Here is an 18,827-nt window from a genome sequence, read left to right as displayed (position 1 = left end):
CATTCCAGCCACTCCAGCCACTCCAGCCACTCCAGCCTTCGAATGGGAGGGCCTCATGCCTTCCTCTGTCATGCCCACATCCATAAGGGCCGGCGGTCACGAGTCGCCGGCCGCCGTCTCCTCCGTCGCTCTGCGCAAGTCGTACGGCGACAAGACCGTCCTGGCCGGCATCGATCTGAGCATCCCGGCCGGGTCCGTGTTCGCGCTGCTCGGACCGAACGGCGCCGGCAAGACCACCGCCGTGAAGATCCTGTCCACCCTCATCTCCGCCGACGGCGGGCAGGCCCGGGTCGCGGGCCACGACATCGCCATGTCACCGGACGGGGTGCGTGCCGCGATCGGCGTCACCGGGCAGTTCTCCGCCGTCGACGGGCTGATCACCGGCGAGGAGAACATGCTCCTCATGGCGGACTTGCACCACCTGTCCAAGCACGAGGGGCGGCGGGTCACCGCCGAGCTGCTGGAACGGTTCGACCTCGTCGACGCCGCCAAGAAGCCGGCCCAGAGCTACTCCGGCGGCATGAAGCGCCGCCTCGACATCGCCATGACCCTCGTCGGCTCCCCGCGGATCATCTTCCTCGACGAGCCGACCACCGGCCTCGACCCGCGCAGCCGCCACAACATGTGGCAGATCATCCGCGGGCTGGTCGCCGACGGCGTCACCGTCTTCCTCACCACCCAGTATCTGGAGGAGGCCGACGAACTCGCCGACCGTATCGCGGTGCTGAACGACGGCAGGATCGCCGCCGAGGGAAGCGCCGACGAGCTGAAGCGGCTGATCCCCGGCGGACATGTGCGCCTCCGCTTCTCCGACCCGTCCGCCTACCAGAGCGCCGCCGTCGCGCTGCGCGACGTCACCCGGGACGACGAGGCACTCGCGCTGCAGATCCCCAGCGACGGCAGCCAGCGCGAGCTGCGCTCCATCCTCGACCGGCTGGACTCGGCCCGCGTCGAGGCGGACGAGCTGACCGTGCACACCCCCGACCTCGACGACGTGTTCTTCGCCCTGACCGGCGGCACCAACGTACCCGACCAGACCAAGGAGACCGTCCGATGAGCGCCCTCTCTCTCGCCGTACGCGACTCGTCCACCATGCTGCGGCGGAATCTGCTGCACGCGCGGCGCTACCCGTCCCTGACACTGAATCTGCTGCTCACACCGGTCATGCTGCTGCTGCTTTTCGTCTATGTCTTCGGCGATGTGATGAGCGCCGGCATCGGGGACGGCGGTGGGGGCCGCTCCGAGTACATCGCGTATCTCGTCCCGGGGATCCTGCTGCTGACCATTGGCGGCACCACGATCGGCAGCGCCGTGTCCGTCGCCACGGACATGACCGAGGGCATCATCGCCCGCTTCCGTACGATGGCGATCCACCGCGGGTCGGTGCTCATCGGGCATGTCGTCGGCAGCGTGCTGCAGTGTGTGATGAGCGTCGTGCTCGTGGGGGCCGTCGCGGTGGCCATCGGGTTCCGGGCCACGGATGCCACGGCCCTGGAGTGGATCGCGGCGTTGGGGCTGCTCGCACTGTTCGCCCTGGCGCTCACCTGGATCGCGGTCGGGATGGGTCTGTCCAGCCCGAACGCCGAGGCGGCCAGCAACAACGCGATGCCGCTGATCTTCCTGCCGCTGATCTCCAGCGCCTTCGTCCCCGTCGAGGCGATGCCGGGCTGGTTCCAGCCGATCGCCGAATACCAGCCGTTCACCCCGGCGATCGAGACGCTGCGCGGGCTGCTGCTGGGCAGCGAGATCGGCCACAACGGGTGGCTGGCCGTCGGCTGGTGCCTGGGACTGGCCGCCCTCGGCTACTTCTGGTCCACGTCGCTGTTCAACCGCGACCCGAAGTAGCGCGAGCAGGACCTTGGCAGCGGGCTGAGGGTCCCGGCCCGGCGCTCGTCCCACTCCACGGCGGCGTACCCCGACACCATGTCGGCGTACGCCGCCGTCGGCGTTCGCCGGATCCGACGTCCGCACCCGGCTGTCCGCGGCGAACGGCCGAGGCGTTGCCCGTGGGCCGGGCCGTGCCCGGTACCGCTCGACGGGAGAGCGGCCGTGCCGCAACCAGTGTGCTCAGCGGTACGTCATGGCGTCCCGGAGGGCCGTCCCATGACGGGTTCCAGGCCGTTGACGAGGAGGGCAAGACCGAAGTGGAACTCCTCGTCGAGCGGTGTGCGGGTCAGAGCCTGGGCGGCTGCGGTGATGGCGGGGTAAGTGGCGGGATCGAGACCCCGGTAGAAGGCGGCGAGGGCGGAAGCACTGTCGGGGTCCGCCGAGCCGGGGCCGTGCTGCTGGGCCGCGACGCCGATGACGTAGTGGCTGACGGCGGTGAACGTCCGGGCCGCCAGCCCGGCGGGGAAGCCCGCGAAATGACGGCAGAGCGTCGCCGTGCCCGAGCCAGGGTGTCGGCGAGCGTCCGCAGGGTGAAGGGCTGCACCCCGACGACACAGGTCCGGACTCTGCTGCCGTGAGCCGAGAAGGCAGCAGGTCAGGACGCTGACGAAAACCCGTTGAGGCATGGCGTTTCTGCCCATTGTCCAACCGCGGACGATCTTCCTACCGTGGAACGCGCCGAGGCGCCCGCGCCCCTGTCCCTCACAGTCAAAGAAGTCATGACGAAATCCCTCTCACCCTCAACGTGTTGGCGGTCTTTGTCGCGATCGGTCCCGTCACCGTCGCCGCCGGCGTGTTCCCGTCCGCCGCACGGCCGCCGCCGGAGTCCTGGTCGCATTCGTCCTGCCTCGCCAGGACGAACTCCTGAACGCTTCACCGGCCAAGGCTTCGTCAGCCGATCCCCACAGCCCAACTCGCCCCGCACCGAGAGCTGAAGGTTATGGAATCCCTGTTGCGGCCCGTCGACATCATGTCGGCCTCCCCCCGCAAGCCCGAACCGAGCGGGCCACTCACGGTGGCCGGCCCACGACGGAAGGCGCGAACCCTATGAGTTTCCGGCACTACTTCCGACGACCACCGGCCGTCACCGCCGCCGAGGCGGTCCGTCTGGTCACGGACGGCGCGCTCGTCGTGGACGTCCGCCGCGAGTTCGAGTGGAACCGCGCGCACATCCCCGGCGCCGTGCACATGCCACTCGAAGTGCTGCCCGAACGCTGCCTGGAACTGCCGGACGACCGCCTGCTGATCACCTTCTGCACCGGTGGTATCCGCTCTGCGGGGGCGGCGAACCTGCTGGTGGAGAACGGCTTTGACGCGGTCAACATGAGCCGCGGCCTTGTCGACTGGCGCACCGCCGGCGGACCCCTCACCACTGGTGAGTGACCCCGCCACCGTTCCCCGAGCCTGCGGGCGGCGGCCTGAAGGACAATGCGCGGCCGGCGCATGGCGTAGGTGTTGTTCGGGTGGCCCGGGGTCGCGAGATCCCCGGTGTCGCGCCGGCGAGGTGTCCGGAAGTGAGCACCGCCTGCGGCTGCGGCAGGCGGCACCACCCGGGGCACGTGCGCTCCGGCGCGGCGGGAGCCCTGCCCGGGGCCGTGGCCTCCGGACATCGAGGTAACTCGCCCAGCAGGTGACAGCACCCCATGCTAGTAATGAGTGAGGAACATTAAATTTCATAAAAAAGCAGTCATGCCCTTCGCTCGTCTCATCGTCGCCGACGCGGACCTTCCCGCCGACGCCCAGAGCTGCCGGCAACCCGGATTACCCAGTTGCCGGAGAGCAACCTGCTCAAGGAGTCCGCGAGGTCACCATCGGAGCTGCCGGCCGACACACTCGCCCCGCTGCGCACCACCGCGTATGTCGCGTTCGTGATCACGGATCCCGAATCCTGGGGCTGCGACGGCATCAGCCGGCTCGCCCGCCGCCGCGGCGCCACGGACCACCGCCGCTGACCGCCGCGACCGGCATCCGTCCCGACCTTCGCAGGAGGAGATCCATGAGCCCGACCGGTCAGCGCGTGGCCCGCATGCCGGACCCCTTCGCCTACGAGCAGCTCCAGGTCAACGGGACCGACATCACCACCGCGGTCGCCGGCGAAGGGGAACCGTTGCTGCTGCTGCACGGCTACCCGCAGACCCACCTCGTCTGGCGGCACGTCGCCCCCGCGCTCGCGCAGCGGTACACGGTTGTCGTCACGGATCTGCGCGGATACGGCGACAGCGGCAAGCCCGCTCCCGACGCCGAGCACACGCTCTATTCCAAGCGCGCCCTCGCCGAGGACCAGCTCGCCGTCATGCGCCACTACGGCTTCGAGCGATTCGGTCTCGTCGGACACGACCGCGGGGCCCGCGTCGCCCACCGGCTGACCCTCGACCATCCCGACGCGGTCACCAGGCTCGCCCTGCTGGACATCATCCCCACCCGGCACTTGCTCACCCACGTCGACCACGCCATGGCCAGCGCCCACTTCCACTGGTGGTTCCTCGCCGCCGGCGGCGGCATCCCCGAAGGTCTGCTCGCGGCCGAACCGGAGTTCTGGATCCGCGCCATGACCGAACGCCTGCTGGCGCCCGGAGCCACCATCGAGCCCGACGTCATGACCGAGTACATCCGCTGCTTCTCCGACCCGGCCACGATCGCGGCGACCTGCGCCGACTACCGCGCGGGAGCGGCCACCGACCTTGACCACGACAACGCCTCGGCCGAGGCCGGCCAGAAGCTGGCCCCGCCGACACTCGTGCTCTGGGGGGAGGCGTCCTCCTTCGTGGCCAAGGGCTACGAACCGATGTCGGTGTGGGACGAATACGCCGCCGACCTCCGCGGGACACAACTGCCCGGCGGGCACTTCCTGCCGGAAGAGATCCCCGCCCGCATCACCCAGGAACTCCTCGACTTCCTGTCCTGAGCCCCTGTTTTCCCACGGGGGCTTGACCCGGACCGGACCCGGGTCGGGGACTGCGGAGGCGCGTCACACCGCCCGCCGCCGTTGAGTTGGGCGTTGTGCCGTCTGCCGTCAGGCGATACAAAAGTGCTGTCGCCGCCACCTGATGAATGTGGCGTTCGAGTCGTCCCTGCGGGGCGGGTGGCACGCTTCAGGAGATGCTCATGACGCGCGAATGCTGGTTCTGCGAGCGCGACGCCACAAGTCCGCCCCACAGCCGCGTGGTTGGGTTGCACAAGGACGTCGAACACTCCCCGACCTGGTATCTGGGTATCCGTAGCACGTGGAGAAGCACCAACGTGCGAGTACCCCGCTGTGTGCGGTGCCGTGACGGCCACCGGATCGAGCAGGCCATGATGGCGCTCTCCGTCGTCAGCCTGATTGCCTACGCCGCCGGCGGCCAGTTGGACAAGCTCCTCGGCATCCTGCCGAGCACACCGGCCGGCAAGGCCCAGTCGGTGATCTGGGCAGGACTGGCCTGTCTTCCCGCATTGGTCTGGATCGCGGTCCGCCAGGCGTGGTTGCCCTGGCAACGCCTGGCCCCCCGCCGGCTGCGCCACGCCCGGCGTCACCCCGAGGTCCAGCGGCTTCGAGCGGACGGCTGGCGATACCGGCCGGGGCCCTTCCCCCATTGGGGGAACGCCAAGGACCCGGAACTCATGGCCCTTTCCGGGCCCCCCGCCCGTCCCCGGCGGATCGCCGGCTGCCTCACCGGCTTGCTCGCGCTCGTCGCCTTCGTCGTGGCCGTCGTTCTGTACGTACGGGACAGCGAAGAACTGGCGGGACTGGCCTTGTTGATCGCTTTCGGTCTGCTCTTCCTGTCCGACAAGATCAACCCCGGTGAATGAACTCTGCGGTCCCGGGCCGCCGGGAAGCGTGACGCGACCGGTCCTGCCCGTACCTATTCATCACGTCTGAGGACTCCGCTGAGCACGACGTTCAGCAGGGGCCGCGCCCTTGCCTCCCACTCCGGCTCCTCGAGCCGGGACAGGAAGCCAATCAGGATGATCACCCCCTGCGCGTCCACGTCGGAGCGGATGGTGCCGTCGGCCTTGCCCGCATCCAGCAGTGTCGTCAACGCCCCGCCGATCGGTCCATGGCTGCGGTCCGTCAGTTCCGTCCGTACATCGGCCTCGACCGCCGCGAGCACCCCACGCTTGATCCGCGCGTAGTCGACCACGCGGTCCAGCCAGCGGGCCAGCGCCTCGGCCGGCCGGTGCCGTTCCAGCAGCTCGCCGGCGAGCGCGGTCAGAGCGAGCACGTCCTGCCGGTACACCTCGGCCAGCAGGTCCACGCGGGTGGGGAAATGGCGGTACAGCGTGCCTTGCCCCACTCCCGCCCGCTTGGCTATCGCGTTGAGCTTGAATTCCCCGGCTCCCGACACGACCTCCCGCGCGGCCGCGATGATCCGCTCCCGGTTCACTGCCGCGTCCGCACGACGCTGCGACTCGTTCATGCCCCCATTCTCCAGCAACCGGACACGTGTCCGTACACTGATAGGCGGACACGTGTCCGCTTACCGAGGAGATTTTCGTATGACAGGCATCGACGGCAAAATCGTGGCGATCACGGGAGCGGCGAGCGGCATCGGCGCGGCCACCGCGGAGCTGCTGGCCGCACAGGGCGCCACTGTTCTCCTCGCGGCCCGCCGCGAGGACCGGCTCGCAGCACTGGTCTCCCGTATCCGCGAGCGCGGGGGCCACGCGTCGGCCTGCGTCACCGACGTCACCCGCCGCGAAGACCTCGACCGCCTCGTGAACCACGCCGTCACCGAGTACGGCCGACTCGACGTGCTGGTCAGCAATGCCGGCATCAGCAAGATCGGCCCCATGACCGGCATCGATGTCGACGGCTGGTCAGCCATGATCGACGTCAACCTCCGCGGTGTCCTGTACGGCATAGCCGCCGCGCTGCCCGTTTTCCGCGACCAGGGTCGCGGCCACTTCGTGACGACCGTTTCGACGTCCGGACTGAAGATCGTCCCCACACAGGGCGTCTACGCCGCCACAAAAAACGCCGTGCGCACCCTGATGGAGGGGCTGCGCCAGGAATCGACCGACGGCATCATTCGCACCACGTCCGTCTCGCCCGGCTATGTGCGTACCGAACTCGCAACCTCGATCGACGACCCGGACACCCGCGCCTCGGTTGAGCGCGGCATGCGTGAGTTCGCCATCGATCCCGCCGCGGTCGCACGCACCATCGCTTTCGCCATCGAACAACCGGACGATGTAGAGATCGGTGACATCACGATCCGCCCCACCACGCAGGGCTGACACCGCAGTTGGCCGGTCATGGACTCGCGTCGCCACCGGCCGTCGGCGGGCCCGTTCCGGGGCCCGTGACCTACAGCCCGAAGTCGGCGTCCCTCAGGGCCGCACTCCCCGCGATCCGGGCACGGATGCCGGTCCGGCGGATCCCCGGGAGGGACCGGAGGCCAGGAATCCGGCGGTGAAGTCCGCCAATTGCGCACGCATTCTTTCGCGCGGCACGCCCTTTTGTCCGGCCAGGTACTCGACGAGGTCGGCCCGGGTGGCGGCGAGCAGCGCGTGGGCGGCGAAGTCACTGTCGGCCAGACCGGGGATCTGCTCCAGCACGTCTCGGAGCAGGCCGTGCCATCGTTCGTAGTGCTCCGCCCGGTACGGACTGCTGCCACCGCTTTCCTCAAAGGCAAGCGTGAGGCGGCGGTTGTCGAGTTTGAAACACAGGACGGCGTCGAGCAGGGCGGGTACGCGCTGCTGGGGTGCGGTGGCGGGCCCCAAGGGCGGCGGGCCGGCCTCGACGGCCTCCCTGACCGGTTCGAGCCGCGCCTCGTACAGCGCGCGGAGCAGCCCCGGGCGGTCGCCGAAAGCCCGGAAGAGCGTGCCCTTGCCGACGCCGGCCTCTGCCGCGATGTCGGCCATGGTGATGTCTTCGGCGCTCTCACGACGGGCGAAGAGGGCGTCGGCGGCCGCGAGGACGGCCTCCCGATTACGGGCGGCGTCCTTGCGGGGCTTGCGCTCGGACACGCTGCTCTCCTCCCATTGAAAAACGGACCCTGGGTCCGTATCGTGAAAACGGACCTGGAGTCCGGATTCTATGGATGGAGGATACCCATGTCCGCACCGACTTCTCCGGCGGATCTCTACCGCCACAGCCTGCGGCTGCTGCTGGACAAGAACATTCCTGGCTGGGTCGGCCTGTGGGCCGAGGACGGCGTGATGGAGTTCCCCTTCGCCCCCGACGGATGGCCCCGGCGTCTGGAGGGCAAGGAGGCCGTCGCCGCCTATATGCGCCACTACCCCGACCACATCGATCTGCAGGGCTTCCCCGCCCTGCTGATCCACCAGACCACCGATCCGGAGACCATCGTGGTCGAGATGCGTGGCGTCGGCCGCCTGACGCGGACCGACAGCCCCTTTGACATGACCTACATCGCTGTCGTAACCGTTCGGGACGGGCGCATCACCTCCTACCGCGACTACTGGAACCCCCTCGCTCTCGAACCCGGCACCGACTTCGCCGGGAGCGGCCGATGACAACCACCGGCACCACTCTGGTCATCGGCGCGACCGGCACCACCGGCAGCCGCACCGCCGCACAGCTCACAGCCGCCGGCCACCGCGTCAGGGCCGCCGGCCGTCACGCCACCCCGGTCCCCGGCACCCAGCCGGTCTCCTTCGACTGGTACGCCCCCGCCACCCACGCTGCCGCCCTCGACGGAGCCGACCGTGTCTACCTCATACCGCCCCCGGGCGACTCCGACCCGGCGGCGGTCATGCTGCCGTTCCTCCGCCGGGCCCGCGCAGCGGGCCTGCGCCGCGCGGTGCTCCTCAGCTCCTCGGCCATCCCCGAGGGCGGCCCGGCGGTGGGAGCGGAGCACCAGGCCCTGCCCGCATTGTTTGAAGAGTGGGCGGTGTTGAGGCCCTCGTGGTTCATGCAGAATTTCACCGGCACCCACGCGCATGCCGTGAGCATCCGTGACGACGGCGTCATCCGGACCGCGACCGGGAGCGGCCGGGTCGGCTTTGTCGACGCCGAGGACATCGCGGCCGTCGCCGTCCACGCCCTGACCGACGACCACGCCCCCAACACCGATCTCGTCCTCACCGGACCGGAGGCACTCAGCCACGACGACATCGCCACGATCATCACCGAGGTCACCGGCCGGCCCGTGGTCCACCACCGTCTGTCCCACGAGCACCTGCGCGATCGCCTCGCGGCGCTGCTACCGGTGGAGTTCGCCGCGATGCTGGCCGACATGGACCGCGCCATCGCCGAGGGGGCTGAGAACCGCGTCACCGACACCGTTCAGCGCCTCACCGGCCGGCCCGCACACACCTTCCGCGCCCTTCTCCAGAGGGAGACGCGATACGGCAACTGATGTTCCAGGACAGCCGGCGGCTCCGGTTCGAGACCCCGCGCAATCTCCGTACGTCCAGCAGGAGAACGATCCTTCGCCTGCGACGCACCGCGCCAGAGGTCCGGGGCCGGTCCACGAAGATCGGCTCGCTGGCCCACCGCGCCATCGCCGGCCGGGGCCCGGCCGCCGCTCGGTGCGCTGGGGGAACAGCTGTGGTGCGCCCGCGAGCAGTTCCCTCCGCTCACAGCATTTAGCGTGGCGAGCAGCGGCACCGGGGCGCTTGCGCGTGATCCGGGTCATCCGGCCGGAAACACCGGTGTATTGCGACAACGCCCTGAGGAGATTCACATGTCTGATGCTGTGGAGCCGGTCCAGCCTGTGCTGGAACCAGCGGCACGTGCCTTCGCGAAGGCGACGGCCAACCCGCCGTATCTGTTCGACCTCGCCCCGGCGGAGGGGCGGAAGGCTGTCGACGAGGTGCAGTCCGGCGAGATCCGCAAGCCTGCGGTCGACGAGGAGTGGATCACCGTCTCGGGCGGTCCCACGGGGAGCATACGGGTTCGCATCGTCAGGCCCGTCGGCGCCGAGGACCCGCTGCCGGTGATCCTCTACATCCACGGCGCGGGCTGGGTCTTCGGCAACGCACACACCCATGACCGTCTGGTCCGTGAACTTGCCGTCGGCGCCGACGCCGCCGTGGTGTTTCCCGAGTACGATCTCTCGCCCGAAGTCCGGTACCCGGTCGCGATCGAACAGAACTTCACGGTCGCCGAGTGGGTCGTGAAGCAGGGCGGCAGCAAGGGCCTGGACGGCTCTCGGCTGGCCGTGGCCGGCGACTCCGTGGGCGGCAACATGACCGCCGCGCTGACGCTGATGGCCAAGGAGCGCGGCGGCATTCCGCTGGTCCAGCAGGTGCTGTTCTACCCCGTCACCGACGCGAGCTTCGACACCGGTTCGTACCGCCAGTTCGCCGAGGGTTACTTCCTGCGCCGCGACGGCATGCGGTGGTTCTGGGACCAGTACACCACCGACGAAGGCCAGCGCGCGGAGATCACCGCGTCCCCGCTGCGCGCCACCACCGAGCAACTGACGGGTCTGCCGCCGGCGCTGGTCATCACCGGCGAGGCCGACGTGCTGCGCGACGAGGGCGAGGCATACGCGAACAAGCTCCGCGAGGCCTGTGTCCCGGTCACCGCCGTGCGCTTCCAGGGCATCATCCACGACTTCGTGATGCTGAACGCCCTGCGTGGGACCCACGCCGCGGAGGCCGCCATCACGATGGCGGTCACCACCCTGCGCAACGCGCTTCACTCAGCCTGATGCCGGCGAGTCGGGTGACGACGGCACCAACGACCTGCTGGTCTCACAGGTGATCAGGACCGGCGAGCCCCAGGCGTGGTCCCTGGCGGAGCACGTGGTCGACACCCCCCTGGTCCGTTCCTGAGAAGGAACGCGACCGCGAGGCCGCGAACGGTGGTCCGACCTGTTTCCCGCGCCTCGACAGCCATCAGAGAGCAATTCCGCGGACGGACCACCGTCCGCTCTTCCGTTGCCGCGCCCCCCGAGCCGACCACACCGAGCCGGGACATGCCGACGGGCTTCATGGAGCGCATTCCCGCACCGGCAGGGCAAGGGAGCGCAGCACGCACCACATTCCCCGGACGAAGGAGAAGGTCATGCCGTACATCGCAGTGGGTTCGGAGAACTCCACCACCATCAGCCTCTACTACGAGGACCATGGAACAGGGCAGCCGATTGTCCTGATCCACGGCTTCCCGCTCGACGGACATTCCTGGGAGCGGCAGAGCGCCGCACTGCTCGACGCCGGCTATCGCGTGATCACTTACGATCGCCGCGGTTTCGGGCAGTCCAGCCGGCCGACCACCGGCTATGACTACGACACCTTCGCGGCCGATCTGAACACCGTCATGGAGACACTCGACCTGCGGGACGCCGTCCTGGTCGGGTTCTCGATGGGCACCGGTGAGGTCGCCCGATACGTGTCCGCCCACGGCTCGGCGCGGGTCTCCAAGGTCGCGTTCCTGGGATCACTGGAGCCGTACCTGCTCAAGACCGATGACAATCCGGAGGGGGTCGCGCCGAAGGAGTTCTTCGACGGTGTTGTCGCGGCCGTCAAGGCAGACCGCTATGCGTTCTACACCGACTTCTTCAAGAACTTCTACAACCTTGACGAGAACCTCGGTACAAGGATCAGCGAGGAAGCGGTCCGCAGCAGTTGGAACGCCGCGGCGGCCGGCGGATTCTTCGCAGCCGCTGCCGCGCCGTCGACCTGGTACACGGACTTCCGGGCCGACATCCCGTCCATCGATGTGCCGGCTCTGATTCTGCACGGCACGGCCGACCGGATCCTGCCCGCCGAGGGAACCGCGCGCCTGTTCCACAAGGCGCTCCCCTCCGCCGACTACGTGGAGGTCGAGGGCGCGCCGCACGGCCTGCTGTGGACTCACGCGGAGGAAGTCAACGCGGCGCTGCTCGCCTTCCTGGCGAAGTGACCCGGCTCAGGAGGCGTTGACACTGCTTGGCTGCCGCCACCGGACGGCAGGCACACCGAAACCGGCACCGGACACGCCGGCCTGGTGGCCCGCTGTGCGGTGGCGGTGACGTATCCGCGCCGTGTGCGCCAAGGGATACGGGCTTCCTGGCGGCGGCCGGAATCCGCTGGGGGACTCGGCGGACCTGTGGCCGGCCGGCAGTACGACGGTCGTTCCGCGCGAGCGGTGAGGCAGCGGTCGTCGTGTGCGACGCCTCACCGCGCTCGGGGGTGGTGGTGCGGCCTTCTGCCGGCCGCGGTGTGTTCTCCGGAGTGTCCCGCCCGCGCGACTGCCTCCTGGCCGACACCAGGTCGCCGCGGGGCCGTGAACCCCTCCGGATCGCCGGAGCACCTTCCGGCCGGGCGGCCTCAGGCGCCCGGAGCGGTGCGGTCTTCCCCGAACAGGCCGTGCACCTGCCAGTCCCGGGGTGTCATACCGTAAGCCGCGCGAAAGACCCGGCTGAAGTGGCTGGCGCTCACAAAACCCCAACGTCGCGCGATGGCCGCCACCCCGAGCTCCCTCGCCCGGGGCCGCAGGAGATCCTGGCGGCATCGCTCCAGGCGCTGAGTCCGAATCCACCCGCCCAGCGTGACTCCTTCCAGCTGGAAGAGCTTGTGCACATAGCGAACCGAGATGAAATGCGCGGCGGCGATCCCCGGCGGTGACAGGTCGGGATCGGAAAGATTGCGCAAGATGTAGTCCTTCACCCGCAGGAGCGCCGCCGAGGCCGTCTCCGGTGTCTCAAAGGTGAAGCGACCGCGCCGCTCGTCGACCAGCATGGCCAGCATCTCAAGCGCGGTGGTGGCGACCTGACGGCCGACGATGTCGTCGAAATTGGCCGCCTCCCGCGCCATACGCGCGAAGTAGGTCGCCACCAGTGCGGCGACTCCCTCTGTGCCGCTGAAGGCCGTCGCGGTCAGCGCCCGAAGATCATCTTCCCGCACGCGAAGAGCTTCACGAGGAAAATGAAACGAGACGAAACGAAATTCGTCCAGACATTTTTTTCTGAACAGGCGCGAGGAATCCGAGATCGAGAATTCTCCGGGATTTATCAGGGCCTCTCGCCCGTCCTGCTCCTTTATCGAGGCGCCCCGCTCCTGGAGGCTGACGATAAGACACTCCTTGCCGTCCTGGGAGATCTTGCGTTTGCTGCGTGTCACCACTTGCGGCCCCGCCTCGACAGTGGAGATCTGCAGGGGGCCAAGGCGCTGGCTGGAAATTGTTCCGGGCGACGGCTCCTTCTCCAGAAGATTGACGTCGAGCGGCACGAAGGCGCGTGAGACCGCCTCGTGCCAGAGTTCTCTTCGTTCCGGTACGGGTAGGGGAGCGGTGGAAACGACTATGGTCACCGGATACCTTCCTGGGCAGGTGATCGACGGCACCAGGAGCCGGGGCCGTACGTCACCAGAAAACTGCATGGGGGCCGCACGGACCAGGAAGAATCGCAGGAAGAATTGGCTGCGGGCGCCCTGCGCGCCATGCGTGTACCGGACAGTCCAAGGGCGGCACATTCAGCCTGCGCGGTGCGGCACGGGCCGTCCGGCGTGCTGGGGCAAGGGCCTGGTGCTCCGGCGGCCGTTCGGGACGTGCGGGACGCTGTGCGCTGAGGGGACAAACGGCTGGCAGGCACAGACAAGACGACCGGGCCCGGCGCCTTTGGCGTGGTGAGCGGGATCACCGTCCCAGGTCGTGATCCGATCTCGGTCCATATGGCCTGTATCCGAGATCACCACGGGCCCGACAATCGGCGTTACTTGTCTCCGAGTGCACCGAATCTGTTCCCGCAGTGCAATGCCGTCGGCGCTTTCGGTCTCCCAAACGGAAGGCCGTATGCTGCACAAGCGATGAGCCGGTATTTCGGCCGTCGCGAGTACGTCCCGTTCCATCTGGGCCTGTGGCGCCCGGATGCGGCCGGGGAGACGGAGGAACGATGGGGATCGAGCCGATCACCGGTGAGAACCGCGGCAGCGGAAACGCGGCCGCCGGAGACCGACGGTGAATGAGGCGGCGGGCGCCCCGGGCGGGTCGTCATTCGGTCGGCTGCTGCGGGAATTGCGGCAGAGCCGTGGGTTGACGATGGAATCGCTGGCAGAGGCATCGGGTGTTTCGGGGCGCGCGATAGGCGACATGGAGCGCGGGCGGAGCCTGCGTCCTCACCGGGGAACGGTCACCGCGCTGGCGCAGGGGCTGCGGTTGGACGAAGCGGCGCACAATGGCCTGCTTGCCGCGGCCCGGGCGGCTCAGCCTGCCGAACAAGCTCCCTTGCCCGTCAAAACCTCCCCCTCCATGGTGCCCAGAGGCATCAGGGACTTTGTTGGGCGGCACTCGGAACTGACCGCGCTGCGCGCCCTGGCACAGCGCACGGCCGAGGAGACAGCGCCCGGGAAGCGGGGGACGCGTGGCGCCGCACCGCCGGTGGTGGTGTTCGGCGCACCGGGCAGCGGGAAGACGACCCTGGCGGTCCGGCTCGCCGAGGAATTCGCGACCTCCTTTCCGGGCGGCCGGTTCCTGCTGGACCTGCGGGGTCTGGAAGAACAACCGCTGTCGGCGGACGACGCGGTGCTGCGCCTGCTGGGCGCATGGGACGTCGAGGTGGCAGAGCAGAACGCCGAGGAGCGTCTGGAGCTCTACCAGGCGACCGCGGCCGGGGTGGGCGCGATCCTGATCCTGGACAACGCCGCCAGTGAGGCGCAGGTCCGGCCCCTGTTGCCGCGCGAGGGGCGGGTGCTGGTGGTGGTGACCAGTCGACGCACCCTCGCCGGCCTGGAGGGAGTGCACCGCGTGGAGGTCGGTCCCATGACCGAGCAGGAGTCCACCTCCATGCTGCGTGCCATCGTCAGCGACGGACGCGTGGACGCGGAACCCGCAGCCGCACGCTCGGTCACCGAGTTGTGCGGTCACCTCCCCCTGGCTCTGCGGGTGGCCGCCAACTGGGCGGCCACCCGGACGAATTGGAGTCTGCGGCGGCTCGCCGACCGCCTCGCCGACGAGGACCACAGGCTGGACGTGCTCAGCGCCGGCGACCTGCGTGTCAACTCGGCGTTCTCCCTGTCCTACACGCGTCTCGCCCCGGGCGCCGCCCGGATGTTCCGGCTGTTGTCGCTGGTGCCGGGGGGCGATTTCAGCCTGCCGCTGGCGGCTGTCCTCGCGGACGCGTCGCTGCCCGACGCCGAAGGTCTGCTGGAGGAGCTGCTGGAGGCGGGACTGCTGATGACCGCCCCCCGGGGCCGCTACCGGTTCCACGACCTGCTGCGGCTGTACGCCAGGTCCCGGCACCGGATGGAGGAGAGCGAGCAGGAGTCGGCCGAGTTCGCTTCCCGACTGCGTGCCTGGCTGCTGGAGACCGCCGTTGTCGCCGGCCGCTGGTACGAGCCCGACCACGGTGCGCCGCCGCCGGACCCGAGCCCGCCGGTCGCGCTGGACAGCCGTGAGCAGGCACTGCACTGGCTCAAGGCGGAGAGCGACAACTGGCTGTCGGCATTCCGCCAGGCCGCCGAGATCGGCGAGCACGCCAGAGTGACCGAAGTCGCGGAAGCCGTGCACTGGACCTCCCAGAGCTGGGTGCCGGCAGGCCACTGGGTCGAGATGTACGAACGCGCCGCCCAGGCCGGCGCCTCACTCGGCGATGCCTCGCTCGAAGCCACCCACCGAGGTTATCTGGCCTGGGCATACTGGGCCTGCGAACGCCGCCATGGCGAGGCGGTCACCGCCGCCACCCGCGCACTCGACCTGGCCAGGGTCCGTGGGGACGTCGTCCAGCAGGCGTGGGCCCACAGCTGTCTCGGCTGGCTGCACAACGCGGTTGGTGAGGTGTCGCCCGCCGCTGACCACGTTCTCCGTTCCATGGAGCTGTTCGCCCGGGCCGACGACGTCATCGGATACCTCCAGGCGTCCAACGCGGCCGTGCTCACACTGGACGGGGACGGACGCGCGGCCGCAGCCATCCAGACCTACCAGGGGGTCATGGACGCTCTCGCCGATCCCGCCAACCGCGACCGCGTTCCGCGAACCGCGCGTCGCATGAGGTGACTTCCAGCCCATACCGACAGACAGTGCACTCACAGGACTGCGTGTGTGCGCTCTCCTTCCAGAAGGCACCCAAAGGCCCGTCTATCGTCGATATCGCCGTACGGCACTTCATGGCGCACCGGACGGCAGAGGCCCCGCGGTCCGGCCGTCCCCGCCTTCCCCAAGCTCACCAGCACCGCGACGCATGCCGTCACCCCGATCAGCCGGTCCCGCCGGCCCTTCACTCGATCAGTGGGCGACTGCCATTCATGTCCCGGTTCGACCCCACAAGCTGTCCATGCGTTGTGGATGGACACCACCAGAAGCCCTTTCAGGGCGACAAAGGATTCACCATGAAAACAGCCCAGACCATGCGGGCTCGAAAGACACGTCTGCTCGCTGCCTCAGGCATTCTGGCCGCCACCGCCGCACTGGCTACAAGCGCCCAGGTCACCGCGCAGGCGGCCGCTCCCGCCCAGCACCACAGCCCCAGACCGACGATCGTGCTGGTACACGGGGCCTGGGCCGACGCGTCGAGCTGGAACGCGGTCACCGAGCGCCTTCAGCACGACGGTTACACCGTCTACGCCCCGCCGAACCCTCTGCGCGGCGTCTCCTACGACGCGCAGACCCTGTCCAATTTCGTGGCGACCATTCCCGGCCCGGTCGTCCTGGTCGGACACTCCTACGGCGGCATGGTCATCACCAACGCCGCGACCCACAACAGCAACGTCAAGGCGCTGGTCTACGACAACGCCTACATACCTGAGCGGGGAGAGACGGTCTTCCAGATCAACGCTGCCCAGCCGGGCTCATGCGTCGGCGGCGACCCGTCGACGTTCCTGAACCTGGTGGCGTACCCGGACTCGCCCTCGGGCGACTACGACGCCTACCTCAAGGTCGCGCCCAACGCCGATTACCAGGGCTTCGACGGCTGCTTCGCCAACGGGGTCCCGGCCGGCCAGGCGCGGCTCCTCGCCGCCGGCCAGCGGCCCTTCGCGGTCAGTGCCGGCTCGGAGCCCTCCGGGGCTCCCGCCTGGAAGTCGATCCCGTCCTGGGCCGTCGTCGGAACGGCGGACCACGTCATCCCGCCCGCCGAGCAGCTCTCCATGGCCAAGCGCGCGAAATCACACATCACCAAGGTCGACGCCGGTCACCTGTCCCTGGTCACCAAGCCGAACGCGGTGACCGATGTCATCGTCGACGCGGCCTCGGCCGTCCGCTGACGCCTCGTCGTCACGGAGGCGTCCCCGAGGCCCCGGCGCCGGGCTGCCCGTACGGGCGGCCCGGCGCCGGTGCTGGTGGCTGGGGGCGTGCGGCGCGGTGCGCGAGGTGGTGACGGCCAGGGTGATCGCCGCCTGGGCGGCGTGGGCTTCGCGGAGGGTGTGGAGCATGACACAGGACAGCCCTTGGACGCTGCCCCAGCCAACCTCGCCCTGACGAAGCAGAATTGCTCATCAGCGCACCGATCCTGGCCGCACAGCGGACAGGATCGGTGCCGTTCACCGGCACCTCGCCGTCGAGCGGAATTATTGAACGTGAAATCATCCTCGGATGTGAAAGGGCTTGCGATGAGCAGCACCGAAGTGGATCCCGCCGCACCGCGGCGTGGTGCCGCGGGCCGGAGTCAGAGCGCGCCGCAGGTCGACGTGCTGACCGCGCGGCACGTCCCCCTGGGCGGGCCCAGAGCGATGACGGTACGGCGCACACTGCCGCAGCGCGCTCGCACGCTGATCGGAGCCTGGTGTTTCGCCGACCACTACGGGCCCGACAATGTCGCCGACACCGGCGGCATGGACGTCGCTCCCCATCCGCACACCGGCCTGCAGACCGTGAGCTGGCTGTTCAGCGGGGAGATCGAGCACCGCGACAGCATGGGCAGCCACGCGCTGGTGCGGCCCGGTGAGCTGAACCTGATGACCGGCGGGTACGGCATCAGCCATTCGGAAGTCTCCACCACCCGTACCACGATCCTGCACGGCGTCCAGTTGTGGGTGGCTCTGCCCGAGGAACACCGGCACACCGCCCGTGACTTCCGGCACCATGTCCCGAGTCCGGTCCGGCTGGGCGGGGCGGACATCAGAGTGTTCCTGGGATCCCTCGCCGGTGAGACTTCTCCGGTACGGACCTTCACACCACTGCTCGGCGCCGAACTCGTCCTCGATCCGCGCTCGACGACAACGATCCCGGCAGATCCCTCCTTCGAGTACGGTCTTCTCGTCGATCATGGGCATGTCCGCATGGCCGGCACCCTCCTGCGGCCGGCGGAACTGGGCTACCTCGGCGTGGGACACACCACCCTGACGCTGGCGAACGAGGGGCACGAACCGGCTCGGGCGGTACTGCTCGGCGGGACACCGTTCGAGGAACAGATCGTCATGTGGTGGAACTTCATCGGCCGCACCCACCAGGACATCGTCGAGGCCAGAGAAGCCTGGGAGAACGCGTCCGACCGCTTCGGCAGTGTCGGTGGTTACGACGGCGCCCGTCTTCCCGCGCCCGCCCTGCCGAATGCCGCCATCGCGCCGCGCAACAACCCGGAACCCACTGAGAGGCACACCATGACACAGGACGCCGCTGCCCCCACCGTCGAGCGAGCCGACGCCAGGCATCAGTACGAGGTCCTGGTTGACGGTGAAACCGCCGGCTTCACCGCGTACCGCGACCGCGATGAACAGCGGGTTTTTTACCACACCGAGATCAGTGACGCCTTCGCCGGTCGGGGGCTGGCCCCGCTTCTCGTCCAGCATGCCTTGACCGACGTACGTACCTCCGGGAAGCGCATCGTGCCGGTCTGCCCCTACGTGGCGAAGTTCCTTGAGAAGCACGGCGAGTTCGCCGACATCACCGACCCCGTGACTCCCGAAGTCCTGGAGTGGCTGAGGACCGTGCTGCCCCAGTGACCGCCCGCGTCGCCGACTTCGCGACGCCGCCGAAGCCGCGCCCGGCGTGCTCCGCGCCTGTGGCCATCTCCGATGGAGATGACTGATATCCCGAACCATCGCACCTGGCGAGGAAGCATCCGGGGCCCGGCCGACGCTTACGGGTACGTGACGGCATCGAAGAGGATGCCGGCCACCGCACAGCGCTTCCGTCC

Annotated in this window: 18 protein-coding genes and 3 pseudogenes; 17 read left to right on the top strand and 4 right to left on the bottom strand. The window is 69.0% G+C overall.

Annotated elements, in window-relative coordinates:
• Positions 1-55: 55 nt before the first annotated feature.
• Complete coding sequence (locus ABZ707_RS06880; protein ID WP_360168964.1) at positions 56-1,057, top strand: ATP-binding cassette domain-containing protein; 1,002 nt, start codon at positions 56-58, stop codon at positions 1,055-1,057.
• On the top strand, positions 1,054-1,845 hold the full coding sequence (locus tag ABZ707_RS06875) for an ABC transporter permease (protein ID WP_360168961.1): 792 nt from the start codon (positions 1,054-1,056) through the stop codon (positions 1,843-1,845). The genes ABZ707_RS06880 and ABZ707_RS06875 overlap by 4 nt, the downstream gene beginning before the upstream one ends.
• A 233-nt stretch (positions 1,846-2,078) precedes the next feature.
• Here ABZ707_RS06875 and ABZ707_RS06870 read toward each other — a convergent pair whose 3' ends face one another.
• The gene (locus tag ABZ707_RS06870) at positions 2,079-2,513 is read right to left on the bottom strand and encodes a TetR/AcrR family transcriptional regulator C-terminal domain-containing protein (RefSeq protein ID WP_360168958.1); all 435 of its coding nucleotides are present in this window, start codon (positions 2,511-2,513) and stop codon (positions 2,079-2,081) included.
• A gap of 421 nt (positions 2,514-2,934) precedes the next feature.
• Here ABZ707_RS06870 and ABZ707_RS06865 point away from each other — a divergent pair, with 421 nt between their 5' ends.
• The 4 genes from ABZ707_RS06865 to ABZ707_RS06850 all read left to right on the top strand — a co-directional run bounded on the left by ABZ707_RS06865 (position 2,935) and on the right by ABZ707_RS06850 (position 5,676).
• Positions 2,935-3,270, top strand: coding sequence for a rhodanese-like domain-containing protein (locus ABZ707_RS06865; protein ID WP_360168955.1), 336 nt, complete (start codon positions 2,935-2,937; stop codon positions 3,268-3,270).
• Positions 3,271-3,656: 386 nt separating this feature from the next.
• Complete coding sequence (locus ABZ707_RS06860) at positions 3,657-3,839, top strand: hypothetical protein (protein ID WP_360168952.1); 183 nt, start codon at positions 3,657-3,659, stop codon at positions 3,837-3,839.
• Positions 3,840-3,883: 44 nt separating this feature from the next.
• Entirely contained in the window at positions 3,884-4,792 is a 909-nt protein-coding gene (locus ABZ707_RS06855; RefSeq protein ID WP_360168950.1) for an alpha/beta hydrolase, read from the top strand.
• A gap of 200 nt (positions 4,793-4,992) precedes the next feature.
• Positions 4,993-5,676: a hypothetical protein gene (locus ABZ707_RS06850; RefSeq protein WP_360168947.1), complete on the top strand. Its 684-nt coding sequence runs from the start codon at positions 4,993-4,995 to the stop codon at positions 5,674-5,676.
• A gap of 53 nt (positions 5,677-5,729) precedes the next feature.
• Here the strand turns inward: ABZ707_RS06850 and ABZ707_RS06845 are convergent, their stop codons facing one another.
• On the bottom strand, positions 5,730-6,284 hold the full coding sequence (locus ABZ707_RS06845; protein ID WP_360168944.1) for a helix-turn-helix domain-containing protein: 555 nt from the start codon (positions 6,282-6,284) through the stop codon (positions 5,730-5,732).
• Between the two features lie 79 nt (positions 6,285-6,363).
• On the opposite strand from ABZ707_RS06845, the gene ABZ707_RS06840 reads away from it, so the two are divergent.
• Positions 6,364-7,104: an SDR family oxidoreductase gene (locus tag ABZ707_RS06840; protein WP_360168941.1), complete on the top strand. Its 741-nt coding sequence runs from the start codon at positions 6,364-6,366 to the stop codon at positions 7,102-7,104.
• A gap of 93 nt (positions 7,105-7,197) precedes the next feature.
• Here ABZ707_RS06840 and ABZ707_RS06835 read toward each other — a convergent pair whose 3' ends face one another.
• Positions 7,198-7,836: a TetR/AcrR family transcriptional regulator gene (locus ABZ707_RS06835; RefSeq protein WP_360168938.1), complete on the bottom strand. Its 639-nt coding sequence runs from the start codon at positions 7,834-7,836 to the stop codon at positions 7,198-7,200.
• 87 nt (positions 7,837-7,923) lie between these two features.
• Between ABZ707_RS06835 and ABZ707_RS06830 the strand changes: the two genes are divergently transcribed.
• The 5 genes and pseudogenes from ABZ707_RS06830 (at position 7,924) to ABZ707_RS06810 (ending at position 11,683) form a co-directional block, all read left to right on the top strand.
• Positions 7,924-8,346, top strand: a complete 423-nt coding sequence (locus tag ABZ707_RS06830; protein WP_360168935.1) for a nuclear transport factor 2 family protein — start codon at positions 7,924-7,926, stop codon at positions 8,344-8,346.
• Positions 8,343-9,191 carry an NAD(P)H-binding protein gene (locus ABZ707_RS06825; RefSeq protein WP_360168932.1) on the top strand — a complete coding sequence of 283 codons (849 nt, stop codon included), beginning with the start codon at positions 8,343-8,345 and terminating at the stop codon, positions 9,189-9,191. Before ABZ707_RS06830 ends, ABZ707_RS06825 begins: the two co-directional genes overlap by 4 nt.
• Positions 9,192-9,518: 327 nt before the next feature.
• Entirely contained in the window at positions 9,519-10,490 is a 972-nt protein-coding gene (locus ABZ707_RS06820) for an alpha/beta hydrolase (protein ID WP_360168930.1), read from the top strand.
• A gap of 7 nt (positions 10,491-10,497) precedes the next feature.
• A pseudogene (locus tag ABZ707_RS06815) lies at positions 10,498-10,614 on the top strand (DNA starvation/stationary phase protection protein); the annotation flags it as partial.
• 232 nt (positions 10,615-10,846) lie between these two features.
• Positions 10,847-11,683 carry an alpha/beta hydrolase gene (locus ABZ707_RS06810; RefSeq protein ID WP_360168927.1) on the top strand — a complete coding sequence of 279 codons (837 nt, stop codon included), beginning with the start codon at positions 10,847-10,849 and terminating at the stop codon, positions 11,681-11,683.
• Between the two features lie 407 nt (positions 11,684-12,090).
• On the opposite strand, the gene ABZ707_RS06805 is transcribed toward ABZ707_RS06810, so the two are convergent.
• The gene (locus tag ABZ707_RS06805) at positions 12,091-13,071 is read right to left on the bottom strand and encodes a helix-turn-helix domain-containing protein (RefSeq protein ID WP_360168924.1); all 981 of its coding nucleotides are present in this window, start codon (positions 13,069-13,071) and stop codon (positions 12,091-12,093) included.
• Positions 13,072-13,717: 646 nt separating this feature from the next.
• Between ABZ707_RS06805 and ABZ707_RS06800 the strand changes: the two are divergent.
• From ABZ707_RS06800 to ABZ707_RS06780, 5 genes and pseudogenes are all read left to right on the top strand, one after another.
• A pseudogene (locus tag ABZ707_RS06800) lies at positions 13,718-13,918 on the top strand (helix-turn-helix transcriptional regulator); the annotation flags it as partial.
• Between the two features lie 90 nt (positions 13,919-14,008).
• Positions 14,009-15,751: an ATP-binding protein gene (locus ABZ707_RS06795; protein ID WP_360169871.1), complete on the top strand. Its 1,743-nt coding sequence runs from the start codon at positions 14,009-14,011 to the stop codon at positions 15,749-15,751.
• A 332-nt stretch (positions 15,752-16,083) separates the two neighbouring features.
• Positions 16,084-16,956, top strand: coding sequence for an alpha/beta hydrolase (locus ABZ707_RS06790; protein ID WP_360168921.1), 873 nt, complete (start codon positions 16,084-16,086; stop codon positions 16,954-16,956).
• A gap of 345 nt (positions 16,957-17,301) precedes the next feature.
• A pseudogene (locus ABZ707_RS06785) lies at positions 17,302-18,270 on the top strand (pirin family protein); the annotation flags it as partial.
• A 21-nt stretch (positions 18,271-18,291) separates the two neighbouring features.
• A complete protein-coding gene (locus ABZ707_RS06780) occupies positions 18,292-18,633 on the top strand; it encodes a GNAT family N-acetyltransferase (RefSeq protein WP_360169868.1) in 342 nt (113 codons plus the stop codon).
• Positions 18,634-18,827: the final 194 nt, after the last annotated feature.

The organism is Streptomyces sp. NPDC006923 (genome assembly GCF_040635655.1).
GTDB lineage: Bacteria > Actinomycetota > Actinomycetes > Streptomycetales > Streptomycetaceae > Streptomyces.
Note: the sequence above shows the minus strand (reverse complement) of the source record. Positions and strands in the feature narration are given on the sequence as shown.